The sequence below is a fragment of the Mycolicibacterium peregrinum genome (assembly GCF_001665625.1).
GTDB classification, from domain to species: domain Bacteria; phylum Actinomycetota; class Actinomycetes; order Mycobacteriales; family Mycobacteriaceae; genus Mycobacterium; species Mycobacterium peregrinum_B.
Window position 1 is genome coordinate 1 of record NZ_LZSY01000163.1, and the last position, 21,594, is coordinate 21,594.

A 21,594-nucleotide genomic window follows, 5' to 3' on the forward strand; every position below is an offset into this window, starting at 1 on the left:
AAGCGTTGCTAATTGGTCCAATGTCCGTGCCCTAACCAGGAAATCTGGTACCTTGAACATGTAGCAGCCGTGGCCGCCTAAGTAGACGTTGAGCGCTTGCTTGATGTCACCGGCCGGGCGGGCTGGGGGGTACGAGCCGAAGAGCGGCGGCAACTACCCTGCGGCCACGGCTGCTACATGTTCAAGGTACCAGATTTCCTGGTTAGGGCACGGACATTGGACCAATTAGCAACGCTTTGAATTGACGCTCAATCTGATTCGGCCTGCAGCACCAGGACGGCGCGCGCATCCACACTGACCGTGCTGCCGGCCGGGGCGGCATCGCGTGTGGAGTTTGCCGAAGTGCTGATCGCGGGAATCCAGCGGGCACCGAATTGCGCCGGTGGTAACGCGAACTCGATGGGCTCGTAGTGCGCGTTGAAGCACAACAGGAACGAGTCGTCCACCACGCGCTGGCCCCGGACATCCGGGTCGGCGATGCCCTGACCGTTCAGGTACACGGCAACCGACTTGGCGTATCCCGTCTCCCAGTCCTCGGCGGACATGTCGGAGCCGTCAGGGGCGAACCAGGCGATGTCGGGCAGTGCGGCCGCGCCCGCTTCCCGTACCGGTCGACCGTCGAAGAACCTGCGGCGCCGGAACACCGGATGCGCCGCGCGCAGCGCCGACACCGACCGGGTGAACTCGACCAGGTCGAGATCGGCTGTGGCCCAGTCGATCCAGGAGATCTCGTTGTCCTGGCAGTAGACGTTGTTGTTCCCGCGCTGGCTGCGGCCCAACTCGTCGCCATGGGAGAGCATCGGAACACCCTGGGACAGCAACAGGGTAGCCAGGAAGTTGCGCTGCTGTTGGGCGCGCAGGCTGTTGACCGCAGGATCGTCGGACGGACCTTCGGCCCCGCAGTTCCACGACTTGTTGTTGCTCTCGCCGTCGCGGTTGTCCTCGCCGTTGGCCTGGTTGTGTTTTTCGTTGTAGGACACCAGATCACGCAGTGTGAAGCCGTCGTGTGCGGTGACGAAATTGATCGAGGCGAAGGGGCGACGGCCGGTCTGCTCGTACAGATCGGCCGAACCCGTCAGCCGGTAGGCGAACTCGTCGAGGGTGGCCGGCTCGCCCCGCCAATAGTCGCGCACGGTGTCGCGGAACTTGCCGTTCCACTCGGTCCACTGCGGCGGGAAGTTGCCCACCTGGTAGCCGCCGGGGCCGACGTCCCATGGCTCGGCAATCAGCTTGACCTGGCTGACGATCGGATCCTGTTGCACCAGTTCGAAGAACGCGCTCAGCCGGTCCACGTCATAGAACTCGCGGGCCAGCGTGGCGGCCAGGTCGAAGCGGAAACCGTCGACATGCATCTCCGTCACCCAGTACCGCAAGGAGTCCATGATGAGCTGCAACGAGTGGGGATGGCCGACGTTGAGACTGTTGCCGGTACCGGTGTAGTCCATGTAGTACTGCTTGTCGTCGTCCACCAGTCGGTAGTACGCGGCATTGTCGATACCGCGCATCGACAGCGTCGGCCCCAGGTGGTTGCCCTCGGCCGTGTGGTTGTAGACGACGTCGAGGATCACCTCGATGCCGTTGGCGTGCAGCTCACGCACCATGGCCTTGAACTCCTGCACGTGCCCGCCCGGGGTGCCGGCCGAACTGTAGCGCGGGTCCGGCGCCAGGAACCCGATCGTGTTGTAACCCCAGTAATTCGACAGACCTTTGTCGACCAGGGTGGAGTCATCCACGAAGTGGTGCACCGGCATCAGCTCGACGGCGTTGACCCCCAAGGCTTTCAGGTGCTCGACGATCACGGGGTGGGCAACGCCTGCGTAGGTTCCGCGCAGCTGCTCGGGAATGTCCGGGTGGGTCTGGGTGAGGCCCTTGACGTGGGCCTCGTAGATGACGGTGTCGGCGTACTCGTGGCTGGGTGGGTGGTCGACGCCCCAGTCGAAATACGGATTGATCACCACGGCTTTCGGCATGTGGGTCGCCGAATCGTCGTCGTTGCGGGTATCAGGATCATCGAAGTCGTAGGAGAAGAGCGGCTGGCCCCAGTCGAAGGCACCTTCGATGGCCTTGGCATACGGGTCGAGCACGAGCTTGTTCGGGTTGCAGCGGTGCCCGGCCGCCGGATCGTACGGACCGTACACCCGGTAGCCGTAGCGCTGCCCGGGCTCGATGCCGGGAACGAAACCGTGCCAGACGAATCCGTCTACCTCGGGAAGCGTCACCCGCGTCTCGTGCAGAGTCCCGGATTCGTCGGGATCGAACAGGCAGAGTTCGACCCGGTCGGCGACCTCGCTGAACAACGCGAAATTGGTACCCGAGCCGTCATAGGTCGCGCCGAGCGGGTACGGCTTGCCCCGCCACGTTTCCAGAGCGCTTCGGTCAACTTGATCCGTGGAGGTCACAAATTCGACGATACGGCGCTCGGGGATCTGCGGCCGGACGAACGGGCGGCGGTACCTTACGAGCTGTGACCCTTCGCTCTGAACCGCCGGAGTATCGGACGGTGCGGCTCACCGTCGACGACCAGGTCGCGGTCATCACGCTGGACCGCCCAGCGCAGCGCAACGCCTTCGGCGGCGGGATGCGCGAGGAGTTGGCCGATGCCTACCTGCGATGCGACGCCGACGACGCGGTCCGGGTGATCGTGCTGACCGGGGCGCCACCCGCGTTCTGTGCCGGCGCGGATCTCGGCGCGGGGGAGCAGACCTTCACCGAGCCGGGGCAGGAGTTCAGCGCCGCCGGCCTGGCCGTACCGGCCTGGACCCTCGGCAAGCCGGTGATCGCGGCCGTCAACGGACATGCCATCGGCATCGGCCTGACAATCGCATTGCAGTGCGACATCAGGTTTTTCGCCGCCGATGCCCGGTACGGCGTGGTGCAGGCCCGGCGCGGCATGGTCGGCGACGCCTACTCACATTGGGTGCTTCCCCGGCTGGTGGGCCTGGCCAATGCCGCAGAGATCCTGCTGACCGGAACCACATTCGACGGACTTCGCGCCGTCGAACTGGGCCTGGGGAGCCGGGTGCTGCCGGCGGAGCAGGTGCTGCCTGCCGCACTGGAACTCGCACACGACATCGCGGTCAACACCGCGCCGATGTCCGTCGCGGCCAGCAAGCGGCTGCTGTGGGACTCATATGACCTCGACCGGGCGGGTGTCGGCGCCCGGGAGACCGAGATTCACCTGCAGTTGATGGCGCACGACGACGCGCGCGAAGGCGTGCGTGCCTACGTCGAGCGTCGGGAGCCGCGCTGGTCGGGCCGGCCCGTCGATCCGACTAGATGACTTCCACTCCGGCGCTGCGAAGTTCATCGATTGCCGCAGTGCTGCTCTCGGGCGCCACACCTGCGGTGAGGCCGGTGAGCACGCGGGTGCGCAGGCCCGCCCTGGCCGCGTCGGCGGCGGTGGCCGCGACGCAGTAGTCGGTGGCGATGCCCACCACGTCCACCGCCTCGACGCCCCGCCCGGCCAGCCAGTCCGCCAGCGCCGTCCCCGAAGAGTCGACGCCCTCGAAGCCGCTGTAGGCGGCCGAGTGGTGCCCCTTCTCGAACACGGCCTCGACCGCGGCCGGATCGAAATCGGGGTGGAACGCCGCACCCGAGGTGCCGGCCACGCAGTGCCGCGGCCACGACGTCCGATAGTCGGGGGTGTCGGAGAAGTGGTCGCCCGGGTCGATGTGGAAATCCTTGGTGGCCACCACATGGTCGTATCCGTGGTCGGTGGCGAGCAGTGCGGTGATGTGCCGCGCCACCGCCGACCCACCGGTGACCGCCAGCGAGCCGCCCTCACAGAAATCGTTCTGCACGTCGACGACGATGAGTGCCCGGGGCGTGTGCATGATCTCGACGCTACCCGCCGAACAGCAGGTAAAGACCGGTGAAGGTGTAGCCGACCATCACCAGCATCGTCGCGAGTTGGCCGGTCAGCTGGTGCTGTTTCGGCAGCAGGCGCAGGGCCCGGTCATGCGCCGCGATCACCCCGGCCACGTGACCGGCGAGCACGAACCCGACCTTGAGGGTGGCCAACAGCGTCGGATGACCGGACAGGAAGTAGCTGACCTGGACGTCGTGGAGCCCGAAGAGCAGGATCACCGTCTGCTGGCCCCGCTCGACCAGATATGACAGGTAGTGCGCGAACACGTAGCCGATGACGATCGGGATCAGCGAGTGCGCCATGAGCCCGGGCAATTGGCGGCGCAGCCGGCGGTCGACCCCGCCGGTGGTGCGGGTGGCCGCCCAGAACGTGACCGCCACCGTGGCGGCGAACACGAGCAGGCCCACGGTCCGGATCGCGCTGGAGCCCAGTGGCGATCCCGAATGCGCGTCGACGAAGTTGCGCCACTGCGGCATCGCCGAGAAGCTGTCGAACGCGGTGGATCCCAGGAGCACCGCCAGCACGGCGACCAGCCCCGGCCGCACCGTCAGCGACGGCAGGTGATCGAACGGGTTGCCCAGCACGAACCGGCCGTCGTGGCGGCGCACCGGCGAAAGCTTCGATGCCACCGTGCTGTACACCTCGAACGGGTCGGCGCTCTCCAGCCAGCGCGGACCGCAGCACAATGCTCCGGCGAGTGTCACCGCCAGGTAGACCAACAGCCAGTTGCGAATCGCCACAACCGATCCCGGGTCCGGGCTGGCCAACTCCAGCCATACGAACGCGAACAACCCCGCGGCGGCCGGCCAGTAGCCGAGCCGCTCGGGGTAGTGGCGCCGGGCGGCGACAGGTATGAAGCGGTACAGCGTCCGGACCGGAGAGATGAGCCGCCACACCGGGCCCAACAGCACCGACGCCGCGACCAACCCAACCCACAGCAGGACGTAGAAGACACCCGGCAGTGGATTGGCGCCCGCCGCCCGGGCGAAGCCGGTGTAGGCCACCCAACCGGTGAGGGCGAGCGCGAGCAGGCCCACCACCCAGCGCGTCACGGCGGCGTCGACGGCCGTCGTCACCCAGGACGGCAGTGGCAGGCCCGGCTTGCCCGGATCGAATCTGGGCCGACGCCAGGCCAGTGCCACCACCGCGAAGGTGAACGTCAGCGTCCACGCCGCACCGATCAGCGCATAGGTGTACGGGATCGGGAGATCGGTCGAACCGCCCAGACCATGGGCCAGTACCGCGGTCGACCCGGACGTCACTGCTGTACTTGCACGCTGGCGATCGTGCGGTTCAGGTGGTGCAGTTCGATGTCGACCGTGCCGGGCACATCGACGGTGAACTGGAACTGCTGACCGTTGCGGGCCTCGATCTTGAAGCTGTGCTCGGGGTTGGAGTGCACGTGCAGCTCATCGGTGGCGTCGCTGTTGACCCGCACCACGATCGGCTCGCCGACCTTGCCCTGCACCCGCTCGTTGGTCGGGGTGACCTCCCCGCCCTTGATGGTGACGTCGATCAGCAGCCGGGCAGGTGCCTGCTGCTCGTTGGTCATGTCCGACGGGTTCACTGTGGTGACCGAAGGAGTGGCCGAACCGGCTGAGCCGTCGGTCTTCTCGGACTCGCCGGAGCCGCCACAGCCGGCCGTCACCAGGGCGAGAGCGGACGCCAGGACGATGACACTGCATTTGAGGTTGATCACGGTGAACCATCTTGGCCTGAGGAGTCCGTACCTTCACCTTGAACGTCGTCTTGGTTCGCGTCGCTGTCCTGTCCGCGGCGCCTGTCCCGCATCGCCACATACACCACGACGCCCACCACGACCACGGCCGGAGCAAACGCCGGCAATGCCAGCAGCAGCGTGTGGTCGGCCTGATACGTCATGTGAGCCCGGCGGGTTCACGGCCCGCGGCCAGCTCCCTGGCGTTGATCCGGCCCGCGCCCCAGGTCAGCCCGGCGATCAGGATCAGGGTGCATACCAGGACAACCAGCGAAGCCGCGTTGTACAGCCAGGACGGATGATCGAGATTGCGTTCGCGCTGCAGGATCTCGATCTCCTGCACGAACTCCCGGTTGCTGGAGGCGAGTGCCGGGGTTTCGGGGGCACCGATGCCCGGGTCGGCGGGCAGGAAGATCGGCACGCCGGCCATGGTGGTTCCGTCCTGCACCCGCAGCAGGGTCTTCCATTTCCCGGATACCGGGATGGGCTGTGTCGAGCGGTAGTGCCCGGGGCCCACCTGCTCCAGCCGGTTGATCATCAGACCGCGATCGTTTGCCAGACCGCCCTGCCATGCCAGGATCGACACCCACTCGGGGTTGTCACTGACCAGGTCGGCCGGGGTGATCTGGACATCGGCCGAGGCCATGCGTTGCCCGTTCTGGGCCGGGAGATCGGTCAAAGTGACGGTGGCAGTGGCATTTTGCGGAACTTCGGTGCGCAATCCGTTGGCCACCGCACCGCCGATTACCAGGACGGTGAGCACCACGATGGAGATTCCGACCGCGGGCCGGGGTAACGGCTGCCCGGTGAGGACCAGGGCCAGCAGCGCGCCGCACAGGCCCATCGCGATGGCGACCGGGATCGCCATCGCCAGCGCCTCACCCCACATGCTGGTGGGCCACGGATAGTGGTAGACCGCGCCGATCCACAACGATTCCAGCCAGAGTCCGACGGTGGCCACACCGAGACCGGCCACCGCGCCGAACAGGATGGGGCGCTTCACAAGTGGGGTCAGTGCGATGAGTTCGACCACCAGTGCCGGGCCCAGGTAGAGCGCGAACCAACTGATCGGCGCGCCCAGGACCGGACCGACGACGAAGGCCACAGCGCCGCGCAGCGCGATCGCGAACGCGGCGGCGATCAGCGCGGCACCCGGGCCGAGGACCAGGCGTGCCGCGACCGCGGCAAAGGCCGCCGCGGCCGCGATCATCATCGGCTGCAACACCAGGCGGAACTGCTCGACGCCGAAGTCGTATTCGATCTGGAACACCGAGAGCCCGATGAACAGGCCGCCGAAGGACAGGAAGTAGAGGAACTTGTTGAACTTGCTGTCCTCGGCCATGCCGTCGGGGCCCATGGCCACCCGGCCCTCGTGTTCCAGTAACAGCACGGCTATCAGAGACAACCCAGCCCCACCGATGAGCATCAAATGGGTTGGGCCCCAGAGAGTGACGTCTTGCCCGAAGATCCGGTGCCAGATGTCGTCGAGCGGGAAACCGATGAGCGCGTAAAGCCCGCACAGCGCCATCAGCACACCGCCGACCGGGGCGTACCAGGTACGGGTGATCCGGATGGCGGCCGGACCGGGCTTGTCATACGGCAGCACGATGGCCATCGACCCGGCGATGAACAGCAGGAACAGGCCGATCAGGATGAAATAGTGCGCGGGGTTGGCCAGCGGGCCGGCATCGCGCCCCTTGCCGATGTGCAGGCTGACGTCCCAGATGAAACCGAACAGCGCGCAGATGATCGTCGCGGTGAACAGGAACACCTGCAGCGCCACCCACGGCGGCCGGTGGAACTTGCGGCCCAGCCATTCCGCGAAATTGTTCAGCCAGGTGATGCGCCGGTTGCGGTGCAGATAGCCGATCCACAGCAGCGCGACCGTGACGATCAGGGCGACCACCGACATCCCGATCACCTGATCGAGTGCGGCACCTCCGCCCTCTGTCCCGGCGGCCGCGGTGAGCGTGACGTCCGATGGGCCCATCATGACCTCCGGTCAGCTGACATTGGTGTCGGTGTCAGATGTTGCCAGAACCAGGCGGCTGCAAACAGACGTTCCGTCAGTCCTGCGCCGTCAGCTCCATGCCGTGACGGGACGATCCATCCGTTCACCGTCGACGAATACGTCGACCCGCTCGTCGAAGAAGCAGATGTGGTCGCGGACCGGCACCGCCTCGATCAGTGGTTCGTGATAGGCCCACGCGACATCGGCAGGCCCGCCGGGCAGTGAATAGTAGGTGGCCCGGCCTTTGTACGCGCAGTAGGTGACGGTGTCGCTGACGTCGAGAACGGCCAGCACGTCTTCGCGGGGAAGGTAGCGGCGGGTGGGCAGTCCGGTCTCGAATAGCAGCATGGGACTGCAGGATTCGGCCAGCAACTTCCCGTCGAGTTCGATGCGGATACGTCGGCGGCTCCGCCGGACGTCTATCCGGTGGAACGGGTCGTGCGGGTGCGCGACGATCGGCTCATCCTCTTCACGCCATTCGAACGTCGCGAAGTCCAGGATCACGTAGTCGCTCAGCTCCGGGTCGTCCGGCTGGAACGCTGCGGCGGCCCCGGTTTCCTCACCGGCGATGACGTCGAACGCCGTGCCCGGACAGGTGTGCGCGGTGAACGGCACCGACGGATCGAGGAAGCCGGGGATCTCGTCGTCCCCGACATCCCCGCCGGCCGGAACGAGTTGCGCCGTCAGCGCAGAGCGCGGCACCGCATATGTCGGGACCACCCGCCGTGGCTCCCAGACCAGCACAGCTTCGCCGGTGTCGGCCACCGGCTCACCGCCGAGACAGATCCGAATTCGCTTGGGCGTGGGCTGATATCGCAAAGCACCCAACTCGCTGCCGAGCAGGTCCGCCACTTTCACTGCCATCGCATCATTATCAGCGCCGACGGCGGTGGCTGTCTGCTACTTGACGTCGACGTAAACCGTGCGCTGCGTGACCGCGCTGAGAGTGTCGGTGCGGCTGAAGTTGGGGCCCGGGCGCACGGCCACGACGGACGCCTGATCCAGCGGCGACGAGCCCACGCGGTTGACGATCACCGTGTAACCCTGCGATTGCAGCTCTTTGATGGTCTGCTGGGCATTGCTGGGGCCGTTGGGCGCAGCCGAGGCCACCCCCGCCGAACCAATGATCGCGGCCACCGCAACGCCCAGCGCCGCGGCGACGATCCGAGAGTTTCCGATGGTGTTTCGCACTGGAGTGTCCTTACTTCCGATAGTCGCTTACGCTGCCATGTACCGGTAAGAACCGGCAGTTCAGACGCTTTAATTCCGATGGCAGAAATTGATCGCTCCGATGACCGGATCTGTGTGAAGCCAGGCAAACTGGCGGCCTTGCGGCTACGGCAGCGCGACGGGGTCACGTGCGGCCCGACCGTGGCGGTGGTGGCCGGCGCCCTGCTGGATCACACGTATCGTGCGGAGTTGCTGAGCCCCGAGGGGCACACCTGGTTCGCTGCGGAGCAGGGGCGAATTCACGCCGCTGTCAACCGGATCTGGCCGCGACAGCTCGGGACCACACCTGCGGGTATGGCCCGCGCATTGACCGATCACAGTGCGAAACGTGGAGTGGCATACCGGTGGCGGCGATTTCGGGGTACCCGCGACTCGTTGTCGGACGTGCGAACTGCGGTCGCCGAGGGGTGGCCGGTGGCGATGCTGATCGGCGAGCGCGGCATCCCACGGCACTGGGTGTTGCTCGTCGGCGAGGGCCCTGAGGTTCTGGAGTGCTACGAACCGTCGTCGGGCATGGTGCTGCCGGTCGAGATCGAGGCGCTCCGCGGCGCGCGGTTGACCGGGCTGGGTTTCCCACGGCCCTTCGCCTTTGTCCTACCGTCGAACCATGACCAGAAAGTACGCGACCGCTGACGCCGTAGGGATCGACGAACTCCTGGACTTCGTGCGCTCCAGGCACCACATGGTGCTGACCACCTTCCGGGCCGACGGTTCGCTACAGACGTCGCCGGTGACCGGTGGGGTAGACGAGCAGGGGCGCATCGTGATCGCGAGCTATCCGCAGCGGGCGAAGGCGGCCAACCTCAGGCGTACGCCCCGGGCCAGCGTGACGGTGCTGTCCGATGAGTTCAATGGTCCGTATGTGCAAGTCGACGGTGACGCCGAGGTGATCGGACTACCCGACGCGGTGGAACCGCTGGTCGACTACTTCCGTGCGGTGGCGGGTGAGCACCCGGACTGGGATGAGTACCGGCAGGCGATGGTGGACCAGGGCAAGTGCCTGATCCGGGTCACGCCGGTGCGCTGGGGCCCGGTTGCCACGGGCGGCTTTCCTCCCGGCTGACCGCCGGCCGACGCGTTGCGTTGGCTAGCAGGTCAAACTATAGTCTGGACACATGTCCAGAGGGTTCGGAGTCGACGCGTGAGCGTGTATTCCCAGCTCAGCACGATTTCGGCCGTCGGGTGATCTGATTATGCGTATCGCGTTGCTGTCCTATCGGAGCAAGACTCACTGCGGGGGCCAGGGCGTCTACGTGCGCTATCTGAGCCGCGGGCTCGCCGAACTCGGCCACGACGTCGAGGTCTTCTCCGGCCAGCCCTACCCCGAGGGCCTGGACCCCCGGGTCAAGCTCACCAAGGTCCCCAGCCTCGATCTCTACCGCGAGCCGGACCCGTTCCGGGTGCCCCGGCCCAGTGAGATCCGCGACGGTATCGACGCCCTGGAACTGGCCACCATGTGGAGTGCCGGGTTCCCCGAGCCGCGGACCTTCACCATGCGGGTCGCGAGGATTCTGGCCGAGCGCCGCGACGAATTCGACGTCATCCACGACAACCAGAGCCTGGGCTCGGCACTGCTGAAGATCGCCGACAGCGGCCTGCCCGTCGTGGCCACGGTGCATCACCCGATCACGCGTGACCGGGTCGTCGAGATCGCCGCGGCCAAGTGGTGGCGCAAACCGCTGGTTCGGCGCTGGTACGGGTTCGCCGAGATGCAGAAGAAGGTGGCCCGCAGGATCCCCGAGCTGCTCACCGTGTCGTCGTCCTCGGCGGCCGATATCGCAGAGGACTTCGGGGTGGCGCCGGATCAGCTGCACATCGTGCCGTTGGGCGTGGACACCGAACTGTTCAAACCTGCCGAGCACCGGGTGAGCGGACGGATCATCGCGATCGCCAGCGCCGATGTACCGCTCAAGGGGGTCAGCAATCTGTTGCATGCGGTGGCCCGGCTGCGGGTGGCCCGCGATCTCGACGTGCAGTTGGTGTCGAAGCTCGAACCGAACGGGCCGACCGAGAAACTCATTGCCGAGCTCGGTATCTCCGACATCGTGCACAGCTCCAGCGGGCTGAGCGATGAGGAACTCGCCGCGCTGCTCGCCTCCGCCGAAGTGGCCTGCATCCCGTCGCTCTACGAAGGCTTTTCGCTGCCCGCCGTGGAGGCCATGGCCAGCGGAACCCCGATCGTGGCCAGCCGCGCGGGGGCACTGCCCGAGGTGGTCGGTGACGACGGTGCCTGCGCCCGGTTGGTGCGCCCCGCCGACGTCGACGAGCTGACCGCCGTCCTGGGTGAACTGCTCGACTCGCCGTCGGAACGGCGCAGACTCGGCGCCGCCGGGCGACAGCGCGCGCTCGACGTCTTCAGTTGGGAATCGGTTGCCGCACAGACGGTATCGGTGTACGAGATGGCCCGTGAGCGGGTTGGGCTGCGCACGCGAGGAGCAGGAGAAGGAAAGGTGACTTCATGCTGACCGTCGATTTCGATCGTCTCGGTGTCGGACCGGGCACCACGGTGATCGACGTCGGCTGCGGCGCGGGCCGGCACACATTCGAGGCGTACCGGCGCGGAGCATCGGTGATCGGCTTCGACCAGAGCGCGTCCGACCTCAACGACGTCGACACCATGCTGCAGGCCATGCGGGCAGAGGGCGAGGTTCCGCTGTCGGCCAAGGGTGAGGCCGTCAAGGGTGACGCGCTCGACCTTCCCTACACCGACGCCAGCTTCGACTGCGTCATCGCCTCGGAGATCCTGGAGCACGTCCCGCAGGACGAGCAGGCCATCGCCGAACTGGTACGTGTCCTCAAACCCGGTGGTTCCCTGGCCATCACCGTTCCGCGCTGGCTCCCGGAGAAGGTGTGCTGGCTGCTGTCGGACTCCTACCACGCCAACGAGGGTGGGCACATCCGCATCTACAAGGCCGACGAGCTGCGCGACAAGGTCCTGGCGCACGGGCTCAAACTCACCCACACGCACTACGAGCACGCTCTGCACGCGCCGTACTGGTGGCTCAAATGTCTTGTCGGCACCGAAAAGAACGACCACTTCGCAGTCAAGGCGTATCACCAGCTGCTGGTGTGGGACATGATGGGCCGCCCGTGGCTCACCCGCACCGCCGAGTCGCTGCTGAACCCGGTGATCGGCAAGAGCGTGGCACTCTACTTCCGCAAGCCGGAATACAACGGGTAGGCCTCCGCTGTGCTCCTGCCTGAGATCCCCGGTGTGCCCGGAGTTTTGACACCAGACGACTGCGTACAGACGGCACGGTCGATCGCCGCGACCCAGGAGTCCTCAGGGGCCCTGCCGTGGTTCGACGGCGGCCACACCGATCCGTGGGACCACGTCGAGAACGCCATGGCGCTGACCGTGGCCGGCCTGATCGAACCGGCCCGGGCGGCGTTCGACTGGTGCCGCACCGTGCAGCGTGCGGATGGTTCCTGGCCGATCCAACTGCGCAACGGCGTCATCGAGGATGCCAACAGCGACAGCAACTTCTGTGCGTACGTGGCCACCGGCGTCTGGCACCACGTGCTGATCACCGGGGACCGGGCCTTCGCCGAGTTGATGTGGCCGGTGGTGACCCGGGCGCTGGACTTTGTGCTGGGCCTCCAAGCATCCGGTGGTGAGATCTACTGGGCCGCAAGTCCCGCGGGTCCGGTCGAGGAAGCACTGCTGACGGGCTGCGCGAGCGTCTACCACAGCATCCGGTGCGGGCTGGCGCTCGCCGATTACCTCGACGATCCTCAGCCCGAATGGGAGGTTGCCGTCGGGCGGCTCGGGCACGCCATCGCTGCGCATCCAGAAGCGTTCTCCGCCAAGGACACCCACGCGATGGAGTGGTACTACCCGGTGCTGGGCGGCGCCCTGAGCGGGGCGGCTGCCCAAACGCGGATCGACGATCGTTGGGATGACTTCGTCGTGCCCGGGCTCGGCATCCGGTGCGTCGACCACCGGCCTTGGGTCACCGGCGCGGAGACGTGCGAACTGGTGATGGCACTGGACGCGATCGGTGACGCCCGGAGGGCGCACGAACAGTTCGCGGCCATGCAGCACCTGCGTGAGGATGACGGATCCTATTGGACCGGGCTGGTTTTCGCTGACGGCAAGCGCTGGCCCGAGGAGCGCACCACCTGGACCGGAGCGGCCATGATCCTGGCGGCCGACGCGCTGTCGCAGACCACCGCGGCGAGCGGCGTCTTCCGGGGCGTCGGGCTACCGCGTGGCCTGGAGGGCGAGTACGACTGTGAGTGCGTCGGCGGGAAGGCCGGCGACCGCTAGTCCAGCTGACCCGGCTCGCCCGAGGTCCGCTCCAGGACCCTCATCGAACCCGTCGCGACGACCTCGTCGAAGGCGCCGGTGGCCAGCGCACGCTGGTAGATGTGGAACGGCGCCTGGCCGCCGTCGTTCGGATCGGGGAACACGTCGTGGATGATCAGCGCGCCGCCGACCTCGACCCAGCGGGCCCAGCCGTCGAAGTCCCGCTGTGCGGCCTCCTCGGTGTGGCCGCCGTCGATGAACAACAGCCGCAACGGCATTCGCCAGCCCCGTGCCACCACGGGTGAACGGCCGACCACGGCCACCACATGCTCGTCCAACCCCGCGGTATCCAGGGTGTGGCGCATGGTGGGCAGCGTGTCGAACAACCCGGTGACCGGGTCGACCATGGTGGTGTCGTGGTACTCCCAGCCGACCTGGTGCTCCTCCGAGCCGTGGTGATGGTCGACGGTGTAGAGGACCGAGCCGGTCTCCTGCGCGGCTGCGCCGAGCATCACCGTCGACTTGCCGCAGTAGGTGCCGATCTCCACCCCGACCCCACCGTCGAGGTAACGCACCCCGGCGTCGTAGAGCGCACGACCTTCGTCGGCGGGCATGAAGCCGATGACCTGCTCGGCGAGGGTGAAGAGACGCTCGGCGCGGGGCGGCAGGGCGGTGTCAGCGGTGCTCATGAATGCCCAACCTACCGTTGCTGGCCTCAGGCGGTTGTAGTAGCGTCCGGACACGTGTCCGAGACGGCTCTGGAGTCGACGCGCCGCCGTCTGAGTGCACGGCAGGCCGATACTGTCGAGCGCCTGGGCAAGGCCGCATTACAGCTGATCACCCGGGACGGATTCGCCGGACTGACCGTGCGCCGGGTGGCTGCCGAGGCCGGGGTCGGAGCAGCCACGGCATACACGTACTTCTCGTCGAAAGAACACCTCGTCGCCGAGGTGTTCTGGCGCAGGCTTTCCGCCGCGCCGCCGGCCGCTCACGAATCGGCCGACCCGGCCACGCGGGTGGTCGAGGTGCTGCGCCACATCGCCTCGCTGGTGGCCGACGAACCGGAGTTCGCCGGTGCGGTCACCAACGCCCTACTCGGCAAGGACCCCGATGTGGACGCCCTGCGCCAGCGCATCGGCGCCGACGTGCGGGGCCGACTGGTCGCGGCACTCGGGCCCGAAGTAGACCTCGATGTGATCGAAGCGCTCGAGTTGCTCTACACCGGCACGCTGGTGTGGGCCGGGATGGGATACGAGACCTACGCTGCCATCTCGCAGCGGTTGGAGAAGTCAGCGCGGTTGGTGCTGAGCTGAATTCGCAGTCATGATCGCCGTCGACGCGGCGACAGCGGGGCCGTAGATCTCCTGGATGTCCCTGCCGTCCTCGACGATCAGCGCGGTCAGTTCGCGAAGCCCGCCCAACAGGATGATGGCCATCGGCTCGGCGAGCCGGGGGAGACCCGCGCGCTCGAAGCCGGCGCTGCCGCTGAGTTCGATCAGCAGATCGGTCAGTTCGCGTAGGGCCGCGCGTTGCAGCGGTCGAGCTCTGCTGCCCAGTGCCGGCAGTTCACGAATCCAGCTCAACGTGATGGCCGGGGCGGACGCGATGTGGTCGACATAGGCGCCCACGGCCTGCCCGATCTGGTCTTGCCAGGGCGCCTCGGGGTCGACAGCGGTCTGGATGCCGTCGACGAGGGCGGCGTTGTTGGCGCGCAGCAGCTCGAGGAAACCGTCCTCCTTGGTGCCGAACTGGTCGTAGAAAGTGCGCTTGGAGGTGCGGGCGTGGCGGACGATGTCGGCCACCGTCGTCTCGCGATAGCCCTTGTCGGTGATCGCCGCGGCGAGACCGTCGAGAAGTCGCAGCCGGTAGGTCATCATGGCCGACCCCCTTGCTTTGCCTGGTACCTGGGAGTACCGTACCTCATAACCCATTGGTACCGAGCGGTACCAGGACCTGGCTGGAGATGGTATGACCGAGCTGGCAGCAGCTGAGAAGACCACCGAGAAGTCCACCGCGAGCACCACACCGGGTCGCGTGCCGCCCGATGCCCGGGTTCCGAAGCCGTTGCAGGCCATCGGCTTCATGCTGGCCAGACGCCGGGTGGTCAAACAGATCGCCCGCCGTCAGGGGAATGTCTTCAAGCTCAAACTCCCGATCTTCGGGCCCACGGTGATCATCGCCGACGCCCAGCTCGCCAAGCAGCTCTTCGCCGCCAACACCGACGATGTCGGCAACGTTCAGCCCAACTTGAGCCGCATCCTGGGATCCGGGTCGGTGTTCGCCCTCGACGGCACGGACCACCGGCGCCGTCGCAAGCTGCTCACTCCGCCGTTCCACGGCAAGAGCATCAAGAACTACGAGCAGATCTTCGAAGAGGAGACGCTGCGGGAATCGGCGAACTGGCCGCAGGGTCAGGAGTTCGAGACGCTCGAGCCGATGATGCGGATCACCCTCAACGTGATTCTGCGCGCGGTGTTCGGCGCCGACGGCGAACAACTCGACGAGCTACGCCGCATCATCCCGCCATGGGTCACGCTGGGCTCTCGGCTGGTGGTGGTACCGACCCCGACCCGTACCTTCGGCCGGATCAGCCCGTGGGGCCGGTTGGCCAGATACCGCCAGCAGTACGACGCCGTCATCAACCGGCTCATCGACAAGGTCGAAGCCGACCCGGACTTCGACCAGCGCGACGATATCCTGGCGCTGTTGTTGCGCAGCACCTACGAGGACGGATCGGCCATGTCCCGCAAGGACATCGGCGACGAGCTACTGACCCTGCTGGCCGCCGGGCACGAGACCACAGCGTCGACCCTGGGCTGGGCCTTCGAGCGGATCAGTCGGCATCCGAAGGTGCTGGCCGAGCTGGAGGCCGAGGCGGCCACCGACGGCAACGAATACCGTCAGGCCACCATCCTCGAGGTGCAGCGCAACCGCACCGTGATCGACTTCGCCGGCCGCCACGTCTACGCCCCGTCAATCCGGCTGGGGGAGTGGGAGATTCCGCGCGGGCACTCCGTGATCGTGGCGATCTCGCAGATCCAGGAGGCCGAGAAGGAGTTCTCCGACCCGGAGCGGTTCGACCCGCAGCGATTCGTCGGCAGCCGGCCCGGGCTGGGCTGGCTACCGTACGGCGGCGGCACCCGGCGCTGCGTCGGGGCGGTGTTCGCCAACGTGGAGATGGACGTGGTGCTGCGAACGGTCCTGCGCCACTTCGAGATCGAGACCACCACCGCACCGGGGGAGAAAGTGCACTCCCGCGGCGTGGCCTACACCCCCGCGGCCGGTGGACGCTTGGTCGTGCGTCGCCGCGCCACGCCGCTGGGGAACTGACCCGCTATCCGGTGGTCTGCCGCTTGGGCAGTTTCCAGCCCGCCCGCGGGAAGTGGCAGGTGTACCCGTTCGGGTAGTGCACCAGATAGTCCTGGTGCTCGGGCTCGGCCTCCCAGAAATCGACGGCAGGCGTCACCTCGGTGACCACCTTGCCCGGCCACAGCCCGGACGCGTCCACATCGGCGATGGTGTCCAGCGCAACGCGCTTCTGTTCGTCGTCGAGGTAGAAGATCGCCGACCGGTAGCTTGTGCCGACGTCATTACCCTGCCGGTCCTTGGTGGAGGGATCGTGGATCTGGAAGAAGAACTCCAGCAATGCCCGGTAATCGGTCTGCGCGGGGTCGTACTCGATCTCGACGGCCTCCGCATGGCCCGGATGGTTCCGATACGTCGGGTGATCGTTGCGCCCGCCCGTGTAACCCACCCGGGTGGAAACGACTCCGGGCTGCTTGCGGATGAGGTCCTGCATGCCCCAGAAGCAGCCGCCCGCCAGGATCGCTCTCGAATAATTGCCCATGTGCCCCATTGTGCTCCGTGGTTACCGTGGTGGTCATGCGTGTAGTTGCAACGGCGGGCCTGGCCGGTTTACTCCTGCTGGCCGGAAGCCCCACTGCGACGGCCGATCCGTCCCAGGTCGCGGTGCCGGAGGTGCCGCCCGATCCCGCGCGCACCCTGTTCATCGACAACCCGGCGATCGTCGACCCGCACCTGACCCGGATCGAATCCTTCAGCCGTGACGGGGAACGTCTACTGGTCAACTTCACCGCCGGGACCCCGGACTGCTTCGGCGTCCACGTCGTCGCACAGGAAACCGCCGATGCCGTCACGATCGACCTCCGTGGCGGGACACCACCCGAATCCGTCGGCCGAATGTGTATCGCCCTGGCAGTGCACGGCACGGCCGAGGTGGCCCTGCAGGCCCCGCTGGGTTCCCGGCAGGTGCTGGCGGAGCAGTGACGGGTCTCGACAAAGGTCGATAGAACGTGTTCTAGTTTTGGGGTGACGAGCAGGTCTTTCAGCCGCGATGAACTCGCCGCTGCCTTTGAAACGTTCGAGCAGACCGTCGACCGGGCCGCGCAGACCAAGAACTGGGATGTGTGGGCCGACCACTACACCGTCGACGTCGACTACATCGAACATGCCGTGGGCACGATGAAGGGCCGCGAGCAGGTGCGGCCCTGGATCTGGAAGACCATGACGACCTTCCCCGGGAGCTACATGACCGCGTTCCCGTCGCTGTGGTCGGTGATCGACGAACCCACCGGACGCATCATCTGCGAACTGGACAACCCCATGCGCGATCCCGGTGACGGCACCATCATCACCGCCACCAACATCTCGATCCTGACCTACGCCGGCGACGGCCTGTGGTCCCGTCAGGAAGACGTCTACAACCCCCTGCGGTTCGCCTCCGCGGCCCGCAAGTGGTGCCGTAAGGCAGCCGAACTCGGGACCCTCACCGACGAGGCCGAGGCGTGGCTCAAGAAGTTCGGGGGCTGAGCAGGTGAGCGCCAAACTGGTCATCGGCGCCAACGGATTCCTGGGCTCGCATGTATTGCGCCGGCTGGTCGTTGCCGACGACGGCTCGGAGATCCGGGCCATGGTGCGCCCCAATGCGAGCACCATCGGGATCGATGACCTCGACGTCACGCGGATTCACGGCGACGTCTTCGACACCGAGGCCCTGCGCGAGGCGATGACCGGTTGCGACGTCGTCTACCACTGCGTCGTCGATGCCCGCGGTTGGTTGCGCGACCCGGCACCGCTGTTCCGTACCAACGTCGAGGGCACCCGCAACGTGCTGGACGTCGCCGCGCAAATCCCAGGCCTGCGCAAGTTCGTCTACACCAGCAGCTACGTCACCGTCGGACGTAAACGTGGCAAGCGCTCCACCGAAGCCGACACCGTGGACGTGTCAAAGGTGACACCGTACGTGCGCTCCCGGGTGCAGGCCGAGGAGCTGGTGCTGCAGTACGCGCGTGAGCGTGGTCTACCCGCCGTCGCGATGTGCGTGTCCACCACCTACGGCAGCGGTGACTGGGGCCGGACCCCGCACGGCGCGATCATCGCCGGAGCGGCCTTCGGCAAGCTGCCGTTCGTCATGAGCGGCATCGACCTGGAGGCCGTCGGTATCGACGACGCGGCCAAGGCCATGCTGTTGGCCGCCGATCGGGGCACTCCCGGTGAGCGCTACCTCATCTCGGAGAAGATGATCAGCAACGCCGAGGTGGCCAGGCTGGCCGCCGAGGCCGCCGGCGTCGCACCCCCGCAGCGGTCGATCCCCCTACCCGTGTCGTATGCGCTGGCCGCAGCCGGCACCCTCAAGGGCAACCTGCGCGGTACCGATGAGCGGTTGTCGCTGGAATCCCTGCGGCTGATGCGGGCCGAGGCCGAGCTCGACCACTCCAAGGCCGTGCGTGAACTCGGTTGGCAGCCAAGGCCGGTCGAGGAGTCGATCGCCGAGGCGGCAAAGTTCTGGGTGGGTCTGCGGGCGGCCAAACGCGCACAGAAGAGCAGCTGAACACCACGCCGCGAGGTGTTAAGCCACTGGGCGGCAAGCGTATTGCGGCCTAACCTGGCGATATGACCGACAAGCTGAAAGTCGACCTCACCGGGGCGCCGCAGACCATGCTGGCGACGTTCTACGCCAAAGCGCTCGACGCCGGGATGCCCCACCCGATCCTCGGCGACCAGCTGGCCAAGGAGATCGCCGACCGCATCGACTACGACTGGAGCCGCACCTCGATCACCGAGGCGACGTCGCCGTCGGTGACCACCCGCAGCGCCCACTTCGACCGCTGGACCCGGCAGTTCCTGGCCGTGCATCCCGAAGCCGTGGTGCTGCATCTCGGATGCGGACTGGACGGCCGGTTCTTCCGAATCAAGCCCGGCCCCGGCGTCGAGTGGTACGACATCGACTACCCCGATGTCGCGCACCTGCGCGAGCAGTTGTATCCGTCAGCCGAGCACTATCACGTCATCGCCGCCTCGGTCACCGACCCGGCCTGGCTGCGGGACATTCCCGCCGACCGGCCGACCCTGATGCTCGGTGAGGGGCTGACGATGTACCTCACCGAGCAAGACGGCGTCGCGCTCCTGCGGCGGATCGTCGACGGATTTCCTTCCGGGGAACTGCAATTCGACGCGTTCAACACGCTCGGCATCAGGGCGCAACTGGTTAATACCGTGGTACGCCGATCCGGGGCCAAACTGCACTGGGCCATCGACAAACCAGAGGACATCCTGCGCGCGGTGCCGGGCACCCGGCTGTTGACCAGGGAATCGCCCTTCGACGATCCGGTATTCGCCGCCCTGCCCTGGTACTACCGGATGATGCTGGCCGTCATGAAGCCGGTTCCGGTGTTGCGGTACATGGCGCAGTATCACCGCTACGCGTTCTGATCGTTTCTTTGAAAACCAAAGCGGGGCAGCCCTTCCCGGGCAGCCCCGCTTTGGTTGTCGGTGTCAGCGGCCGCTGTGGCGAACGGTGGTGTCCACCTTCGGAACCATCGGCTTGGGGTGCAGTCGGTCGAGCCAGTCGAGCCGGTCGACACCCGCGGAGATGGTGACGCTGCTGGGGGTTGCGGTGTGAACGGGCTCGGCGGCCAGGGCCGGTGCGGCCAGGCCGAGTACGGCTGCGCCCAATCCGCTGGCAGCGATGACGGCGAATCCGAACTTCTTCATTTCCCTGCTTCTCTCTGTCTCATGCCGGTTATGCCTGTGTAAACCGAGAGCTCAGGGGATCAATTTCCGTTGGCAGGAATTGATCGACTCATGGCAGAAAGAAGGATGTTCAGGCGGTCTCGCGGGGCCCTCGTGCGCCGAGAACAGGTTGGCGGAGGCCGCCTCGATTGAACTCGGAACACCACGGTGAGTGGCCGTGCTGGTCATACCAGACGACCTGCAGCGCACGGATATCGCGACCGCACAACTCCACAGCGAAACCGAGATGGGCTGTGGGCTCGCTGATTTCGACGAACTCGGCGAACCAGTCATCGGGCAGTGTGATGGTGTCGCCCGGGGCGGGTTCGGTCTGGTCGACCAGGTATTCCGCCACGGTGTTCAGCAGCTTCCACGTCATCAGCGGTGACAGCCCGGTGATCAGCAACTCGGGTAGCCCCGCCTCGCTGAGCCCGATGGTATAGCCGAACGGCCTGCGGTCGTGCTCGACGTATTGCACGGCCCAGCCACGCTCGAAGGTCTTCTCCCGCAGGCACTCGAGATAGTCCTGTCTGGTTGCCTCGGGGTGGTCGCAGATCCAGCACATCAGGTGGCCTTCCGTTGGTACTTGGCTGGTACTTGGCCGCCAGAGTCCTCCCCGGGTACGACATGTTCCGGCAGAGCTCGGTGGCTCGGTGGAACTGTTCGTCGATCTGCCGCAGCGTGTCAGTGGATCGGCGTAGTGTCGAACACATGTTCGACACTGATTCCGATGTGGCGCTGATCGACAAGATCAGTGGCGCGGCGCGGGCGGAGTCGGCGGCGATCGCGGGGCGGCTGGCCGCGATCGGGGCGTTGGACAGTCTGCGGGAACAGGAGTTGGCCGAGTCGATCTTTTGGACCACCGACCCGTTCGAAGAAGTCTCGGCTGAAGTATCAGCGGCGTTGCGGATCAGCCGCGGCCGGGCGGGCACCCAGATTCATCACGCCCGGGTACTACGCGACAAACTGCCGTTGGTGGCCGCCCGGTTCGCCGCCGGCGACATCGACTACCGGGTGGTGCGGATGCTCATCGCCCGTACCGGCATCGTCGACCCCGCAGTCTGGGCCGGCCTGGATGAGGAACTCGCGGCCCGGGCCCATAAATGGATGCGGCTGTCTGAACGGCAGTTGCGGGATCGGGTGGATCAGTGGATCGCCAAACTCGACCCCAACGGAGTGCGGGTCCCACCCCCGATCGATGACGGCCGGTTCGTGCAGGTCGAGGCGAGCAGCCCCGGCATGGCCTCGGTGTGGGCCAATGTGCACGCCGCTGACGGGGTCGCGCTGAGTCAACGCCTCGATGCCGTGGCCGACACGGTCTGCAGCCACGATCCGCGCACCCGCGAGCAGCGCCGCGCCGATGCGGTGGGGCCGGTGGCCCGACTGGAATCCCGCATGCCCTGCCTGTGCCGGCGCGAAGACTGCCCCGCCGCACAGCAGCGGGCGGCCGCCGATGCCGCGGTGGTGCATGTGCTGGCCGACCAATC

At 66.7% G+C, this 21,594-nt stretch carries 26 protein-coding genes; 13 read left to right on the top strand and 13 right to left on the bottom strand.

Annotation, left to right across the window (positions count from 1 at the left end):
- Nucleotides 1-248: 248 nt before the first annotated feature.
- Nucleotides 249-2,366: a glycogen debranching protein GlgX gene (gene glgX / locus A5779_RS25710; RefSeq protein ID WP_064886573.1), complete on the bottom strand. Its 2,118-nt coding sequence runs from the start codon at nt 2,364-2,366 to the stop codon at nt 249-251.
- Nucleotides 2,367-2,464: 98 nt separating this feature from the next.
- Here glgX and A5779_RS25715 point away from each other — a divergent pair, with 98 nt between their 5' ends.
- Nucleotides 2,465-3,280: an enoyl-CoA hydratase/isomerase family protein gene (locus A5779_RS25715; protein ID WP_064886555.1), complete on the top strand. Its 816-nt coding sequence runs from the start codon at nt 2,465-2,467 to the stop codon at nt 3,278-3,280.
- Here the strand turns inward: A5779_RS25715 and A5779_RS25720 are convergent.
- From A5779_RS25720 to A5779_RS25750, 7 genes are all read right to left on the bottom strand, one after another.
- Nucleotides 3,273-3,833 (bottom strand): isochorismatase family protein, encoded by a 561-nt coding sequence (locus A5779_RS25720; protein ID WP_064886556.1) that lies wholly within the window; start codon nt 3,831-3,833, stop codon nt 3,273-3,275. The two genes, A5779_RS25715 and A5779_RS25720, sit on opposite strands and share 8 nt — an antisense overlap.
- A gap of 10 nt (nt 3,834-3,843) precedes the next feature.
- Nucleotides 3,844-5,130, bottom strand: coding sequence for a hypothetical protein (locus A5779_RS25725; protein ID WP_064886557.1), 1,287 nt, complete (start codon nt 5,128-5,130; stop codon nt 3,844-3,846).
- On the bottom strand, nt 5,127-5,567 hold the full coding sequence (locus A5779_RS25730) for a hypothetical protein (protein WP_064886558.1): 441 nt from the start codon (nt 5,565-5,567) through the stop codon (nt 5,127-5,129). The genes A5779_RS25725 and A5779_RS25730 overlap by 4 nt, the downstream gene beginning before the upstream one ends.
- The gene (locus A5779_RS25735; protein WP_064886559.1) at nt 5,564-5,749 is read right to left on the bottom strand and encodes a hypothetical protein; all 186 of its coding nucleotides are present in this window, start codon (nt 5,747-5,749) and stop codon (nt 5,564-5,566) included. The genes A5779_RS25730 and A5779_RS25735 overlap by 4 nt, the downstream gene beginning before the upstream one ends.
- Nucleotides 5,746-7,578, bottom strand: coding sequence for a hypothetical protein (locus tag A5779_RS25740; protein WP_082941853.1), 1,833 nt, complete (start codon nt 7,576-7,578; stop codon nt 5,746-5,748). The genes A5779_RS25735 and A5779_RS25740 overlap by 4 nt, the downstream gene beginning before the upstream one ends.
- Before the next feature lie 87 nt (nt 7,579-7,665).
- On the bottom strand, nt 7,666-8,460 hold the full coding sequence (locus A5779_RS25745; RefSeq protein WP_064886560.1) for a DUF427 domain-containing protein: 795 nt from the start codon (nt 8,458-8,460) through the stop codon (nt 7,666-7,668).
- A gap of 36 nt (nt 8,461-8,496) precedes the next feature.
- Nucleotides 8,497-8,787, bottom strand: a complete 291-nt coding sequence (locus A5779_RS25750) for a hypothetical protein (RefSeq protein ID WP_236732169.1) — start codon at nt 8,785-8,787, stop codon at nt 8,497-8,499.
- A 114-nt stretch (nt 8,788-8,901) separates the two neighbouring features.
- Between A5779_RS25750 and A5779_RS25755 the strand changes: the two genes are divergently transcribed.
- The 5 genes from A5779_RS25755 (at nt 8,902) to A5779_RS25775 (ending at nt 13,096) form a co-directional block, all read left to right on the top strand.
- Complete coding sequence (locus A5779_RS25755; RefSeq protein WP_064886575.1) at nt 8,902-9,459, top strand: hypothetical protein; 558 nt, start codon at nt 8,902-8,904, stop codon at nt 9,457-9,459.
- On the top strand, nt 9,434-9,889 hold the full coding sequence (locus A5779_RS25760; RefSeq protein WP_064886561.1) for a PPOX class F420-dependent oxidoreductase: 456 nt from the start codon (nt 9,434-9,436) through the stop codon (nt 9,887-9,889). Before A5779_RS25755 ends, A5779_RS25760 begins: the two co-directional genes overlap by 26 nt.
- 130 nt (nt 9,890-10,019) lie before the next feature.
- Nucleotides 10,020-11,291, top strand: a complete 1,272-nt coding sequence (locus tag A5779_RS25765) for an MMP alpha-(1->4)-mannosyltransferase (RefSeq protein ID WP_064886562.1) — start codon at nt 10,020-10,022, stop codon at nt 11,289-11,291.
- The gene (locus A5779_RS25770; RefSeq protein ID WP_064886563.1) at nt 11,285-12,007 is read left to right on the top strand and encodes a class I SAM-dependent methyltransferase; all 723 of its coding nucleotides are present in this window, start codon (nt 11,285-11,287) and stop codon (nt 12,005-12,007) included. Before A5779_RS25765 ends, A5779_RS25770 begins: the two co-directional genes overlap by 7 nt.
- A gap of 33 nt (nt 12,008-12,040) precedes the next feature.
- The gene (locus A5779_RS25775; protein WP_082941855.1) at nt 12,041-13,096 is read left to right on the top strand and encodes an MMP endo-(1,4)-3-O-methyl-alpha-D-mannosidase; all 1,056 of its coding nucleotides are present in this window, start codon (nt 12,041-12,043) and stop codon (nt 13,094-13,096) included.
- Here the strand turns inward: A5779_RS25775 and A5779_RS25780 are convergent.
- Nucleotides 13,093-13,764, bottom strand: a complete 672-nt coding sequence (locus tag A5779_RS25780; RefSeq protein ID WP_064886564.1) for a class I SAM-dependent methyltransferase — start codon at nt 13,762-13,764, stop codon at nt 13,093-13,095. The genes A5779_RS25775 and A5779_RS25780 overlap by 4 nt on opposite strands.
- Before the next feature lie 54 nt (nt 13,765-13,818).
- On the opposite strand from A5779_RS25780, the gene A5779_RS25785 reads away from it, so the two are divergent.
- Entirely contained in the window at nt 13,819-14,388 is a 570-nt protein-coding gene (locus A5779_RS25785) for a TetR/AcrR family transcriptional regulator (protein WP_064886565.1), read from the top strand.
- Here the strand turns inward: A5779_RS25785 and A5779_RS25790 are convergent.
- On the bottom strand, nt 14,365-14,952 hold the full coding sequence (locus A5779_RS25790) for a TetR/AcrR family transcriptional regulator (protein ID WP_064886566.1): 588 nt from the start codon (nt 14,950-14,952) through the stop codon (nt 14,365-14,367). The two genes, A5779_RS25785 and A5779_RS25790, sit on opposite strands and share 24 nt — an antisense overlap.
- Before the next feature lie 91 nt (nt 14,953-15,043).
- On the opposite strand from A5779_RS25790, the gene A5779_RS25795 reads away from it, so the two are divergent.
- Nucleotides 15,044-16,405: a cytochrome P450 gene (locus A5779_RS25795; protein ID WP_082941854.1), complete on the top strand. Its 1,362-nt coding sequence runs from the start codon at nt 15,044-15,046 to the stop codon at nt 16,403-16,405.
- Nucleotides 16,406-16,409: 4 nt separating this feature from the next.
- Here A5779_RS25795 and msrA read toward each other — a convergent pair whose 3' ends face one another.
- Nucleotides 16,410-16,922 carry a peptide-methionine (S)-S-oxide reductase MsrA gene (gene msrA / locus A5779_RS25800; protein WP_064886567.1) on the bottom strand — a complete coding sequence of 171 codons (513 nt, stop codon included), beginning with the start codon at nt 16,920-16,922 and terminating at the stop codon, nt 16,410-16,412.
- Between the two features lie 35 nt (nt 16,923-16,957).
- Here msrA and A5779_RS25805 point away from each other — a divergent pair, with 35 nt between their 5' ends.
- The 4 genes from A5779_RS25805 (at nt 16,958) to A5779_RS25820 (ending at nt 19,807) form a co-directional block, all read left to right on the top strand.
- Complete coding sequence (locus A5779_RS25805) at nt 16,958-17,362, top strand: hypothetical protein (RefSeq protein ID WP_064886578.1); 405 nt, start codon at nt 16,958-16,960, stop codon at nt 17,360-17,362.
- Between the two features lie 42 nt (nt 17,363-17,404).
- The gene (locus A5779_RS25810; protein ID WP_064886568.1) at nt 17,405-17,905 is read left to right on the top strand and encodes a nuclear transport factor 2-like protein; all 501 of its coding nucleotides are present in this window, start codon (nt 17,405-17,407) and stop codon (nt 17,903-17,905) included.
- 4 nt (nt 17,906-17,909) lie between these two features.
- A complete protein-coding gene (locus A5779_RS25815; RefSeq protein WP_064886569.1) occupies nt 17,910-18,926 on the top strand; it encodes an NAD-dependent epimerase/dehydratase family protein in 1,017 nt (338 codons plus the stop codon).
- A 62-nt stretch (nt 18,927-18,988) separates the two neighbouring features.
- Nucleotides 18,989-19,807: a class I SAM-dependent methyltransferase gene (locus A5779_RS25820; RefSeq protein ID WP_064886570.1), complete on the top strand. Its 819-nt coding sequence runs from the start codon at nt 18,989-18,991 to the stop codon at nt 19,805-19,807.
- A 63-nt stretch (nt 19,808-19,870) separates the two neighbouring features.
- On the opposite strand, the gene A5779_RS25825 is transcribed toward A5779_RS25820, so the two are convergent.
- A complete protein-coding gene (locus A5779_RS25825; RefSeq protein ID WP_064886571.1) occupies nt 19,871-20,089 on the bottom strand; it encodes a hypothetical protein in 219 nt (72 codons plus the stop codon).
- Between the two features lie 109 nt (nt 20,090-20,198).
- Nucleotides 20,199-20,672 (bottom strand): DUF4262 domain-containing protein, encoded by a 474-nt coding sequence (locus tag A5779_RS25830; RefSeq protein WP_064886572.1) that lies wholly within the window; start codon nt 20,670-20,672, stop codon nt 20,199-20,201.
- A gap of 146 nt (nt 20,673-20,818) precedes the next feature.
- Here A5779_RS25830 and A5779_RS25835 point away from each other — a divergent pair.
- Nucleotides 20,819-21,594 (top strand): DUF222 domain-containing protein (locus A5779_RS25835; protein WP_131811695.1); only part of this gene is annotated, 776 nt, incomplete at its 3' end.

Coding starts and splice junctions, on each gene's coding strand:
- A5779_RS25760 (WP_064886561.1), top strand. CDS start 9,434: ATGACCAGAAAGTACGCGACCGCTGACGCCGTAGGGATCGACGAACTC.
- A5779_RS25795 (WP_082941854.1), top strand. CDS start 15,044: ATGACCGAGCTGGCAGCAGCTGAGAAGACCACCGAGAAGTCCACCGCG.
- A5779_RS25805 (WP_064886578.1), top strand. CDS start 16,958: ATGCGTGTAGTTGCAACGGCGGGCCTGGCCGGTTTACTCCTGCTGGCC.
- A5779_RS25830 (WP_064886572.1), bottom strand. CDS start 20,672: ATGTGCTGGATCTGCGACCACCCCGAGGCAACCAGACAGGACTATCTC.
- A5779_RS25720 (WP_064886556.1), bottom strand. CDS start 3,833: ATGCACACGCCCCGGGCACTCATCGTCGTCGACGTGCAGAACGATTTC.
- A5779_RS25790 (WP_064886566.1), bottom strand. CDS start 14,952: ATGATGACCTACCGGCTGCGACTTCTCGACGGTCTCGCCGCGGCGATC.
- A5779_RS25735 (WP_064886559.1), bottom strand. CDS start 5,749: ATGACGTATCAGGCCGACCACACGCTGCTGCTGGCATTGCCGGCGTTT.
- msrA (WP_064886567.1), bottom strand. CDS start 16,922: ATGGGCAATTATTCGAGAGCGATCCTGGCGGGCGGCTGCTTCTGGGGC.
- A5779_RS25825 (WP_064886571.1), bottom strand. CDS start 20,089: ATGAAGAAGTTCGGATTCGCCGTCATCGCTGCCAGCGGATTGGGCGCA.
- A5779_RS25780 (WP_064886564.1), bottom strand. CDS start 13,764: ATGAGCACCGCTGACACCGCCCTGCCGCCCCGCGCCGAGCGTCTCTTC.
- A5779_RS25820 (WP_064886570.1), top strand. CDS start 18,989: ATGACCGACAAGCTGAAAGTCGACCTCACCGGGGCGCCGCAGACCATG.
- A5779_RS25765 (WP_064886562.1), top strand. CDS start 10,020: ATGCGTATCGCGTTGCTGTCCTATCGGAGCAAGACTCACTGCGGGGGC.
- A5779_RS25740 (WP_082941853.1), bottom strand. CDS start 7,578: ATGATGGGCCCATCGGACGTCACGCTCACCGCGGCCGCCGGGACAGAG.
- A5779_RS25745 (WP_064886560.1), bottom strand. CDS start 8,460: ATGGCAGTGAAAGTGGCGGACCTGCTCGGCAGCGAGTTGGGTGCTTTG.
- A5779_RS25770 (WP_064886563.1), top strand. CDS start 11,285: ATGCTGACCGTCGATTTCGATCGTCTCGGTGTCGGACCGGGCACCACG.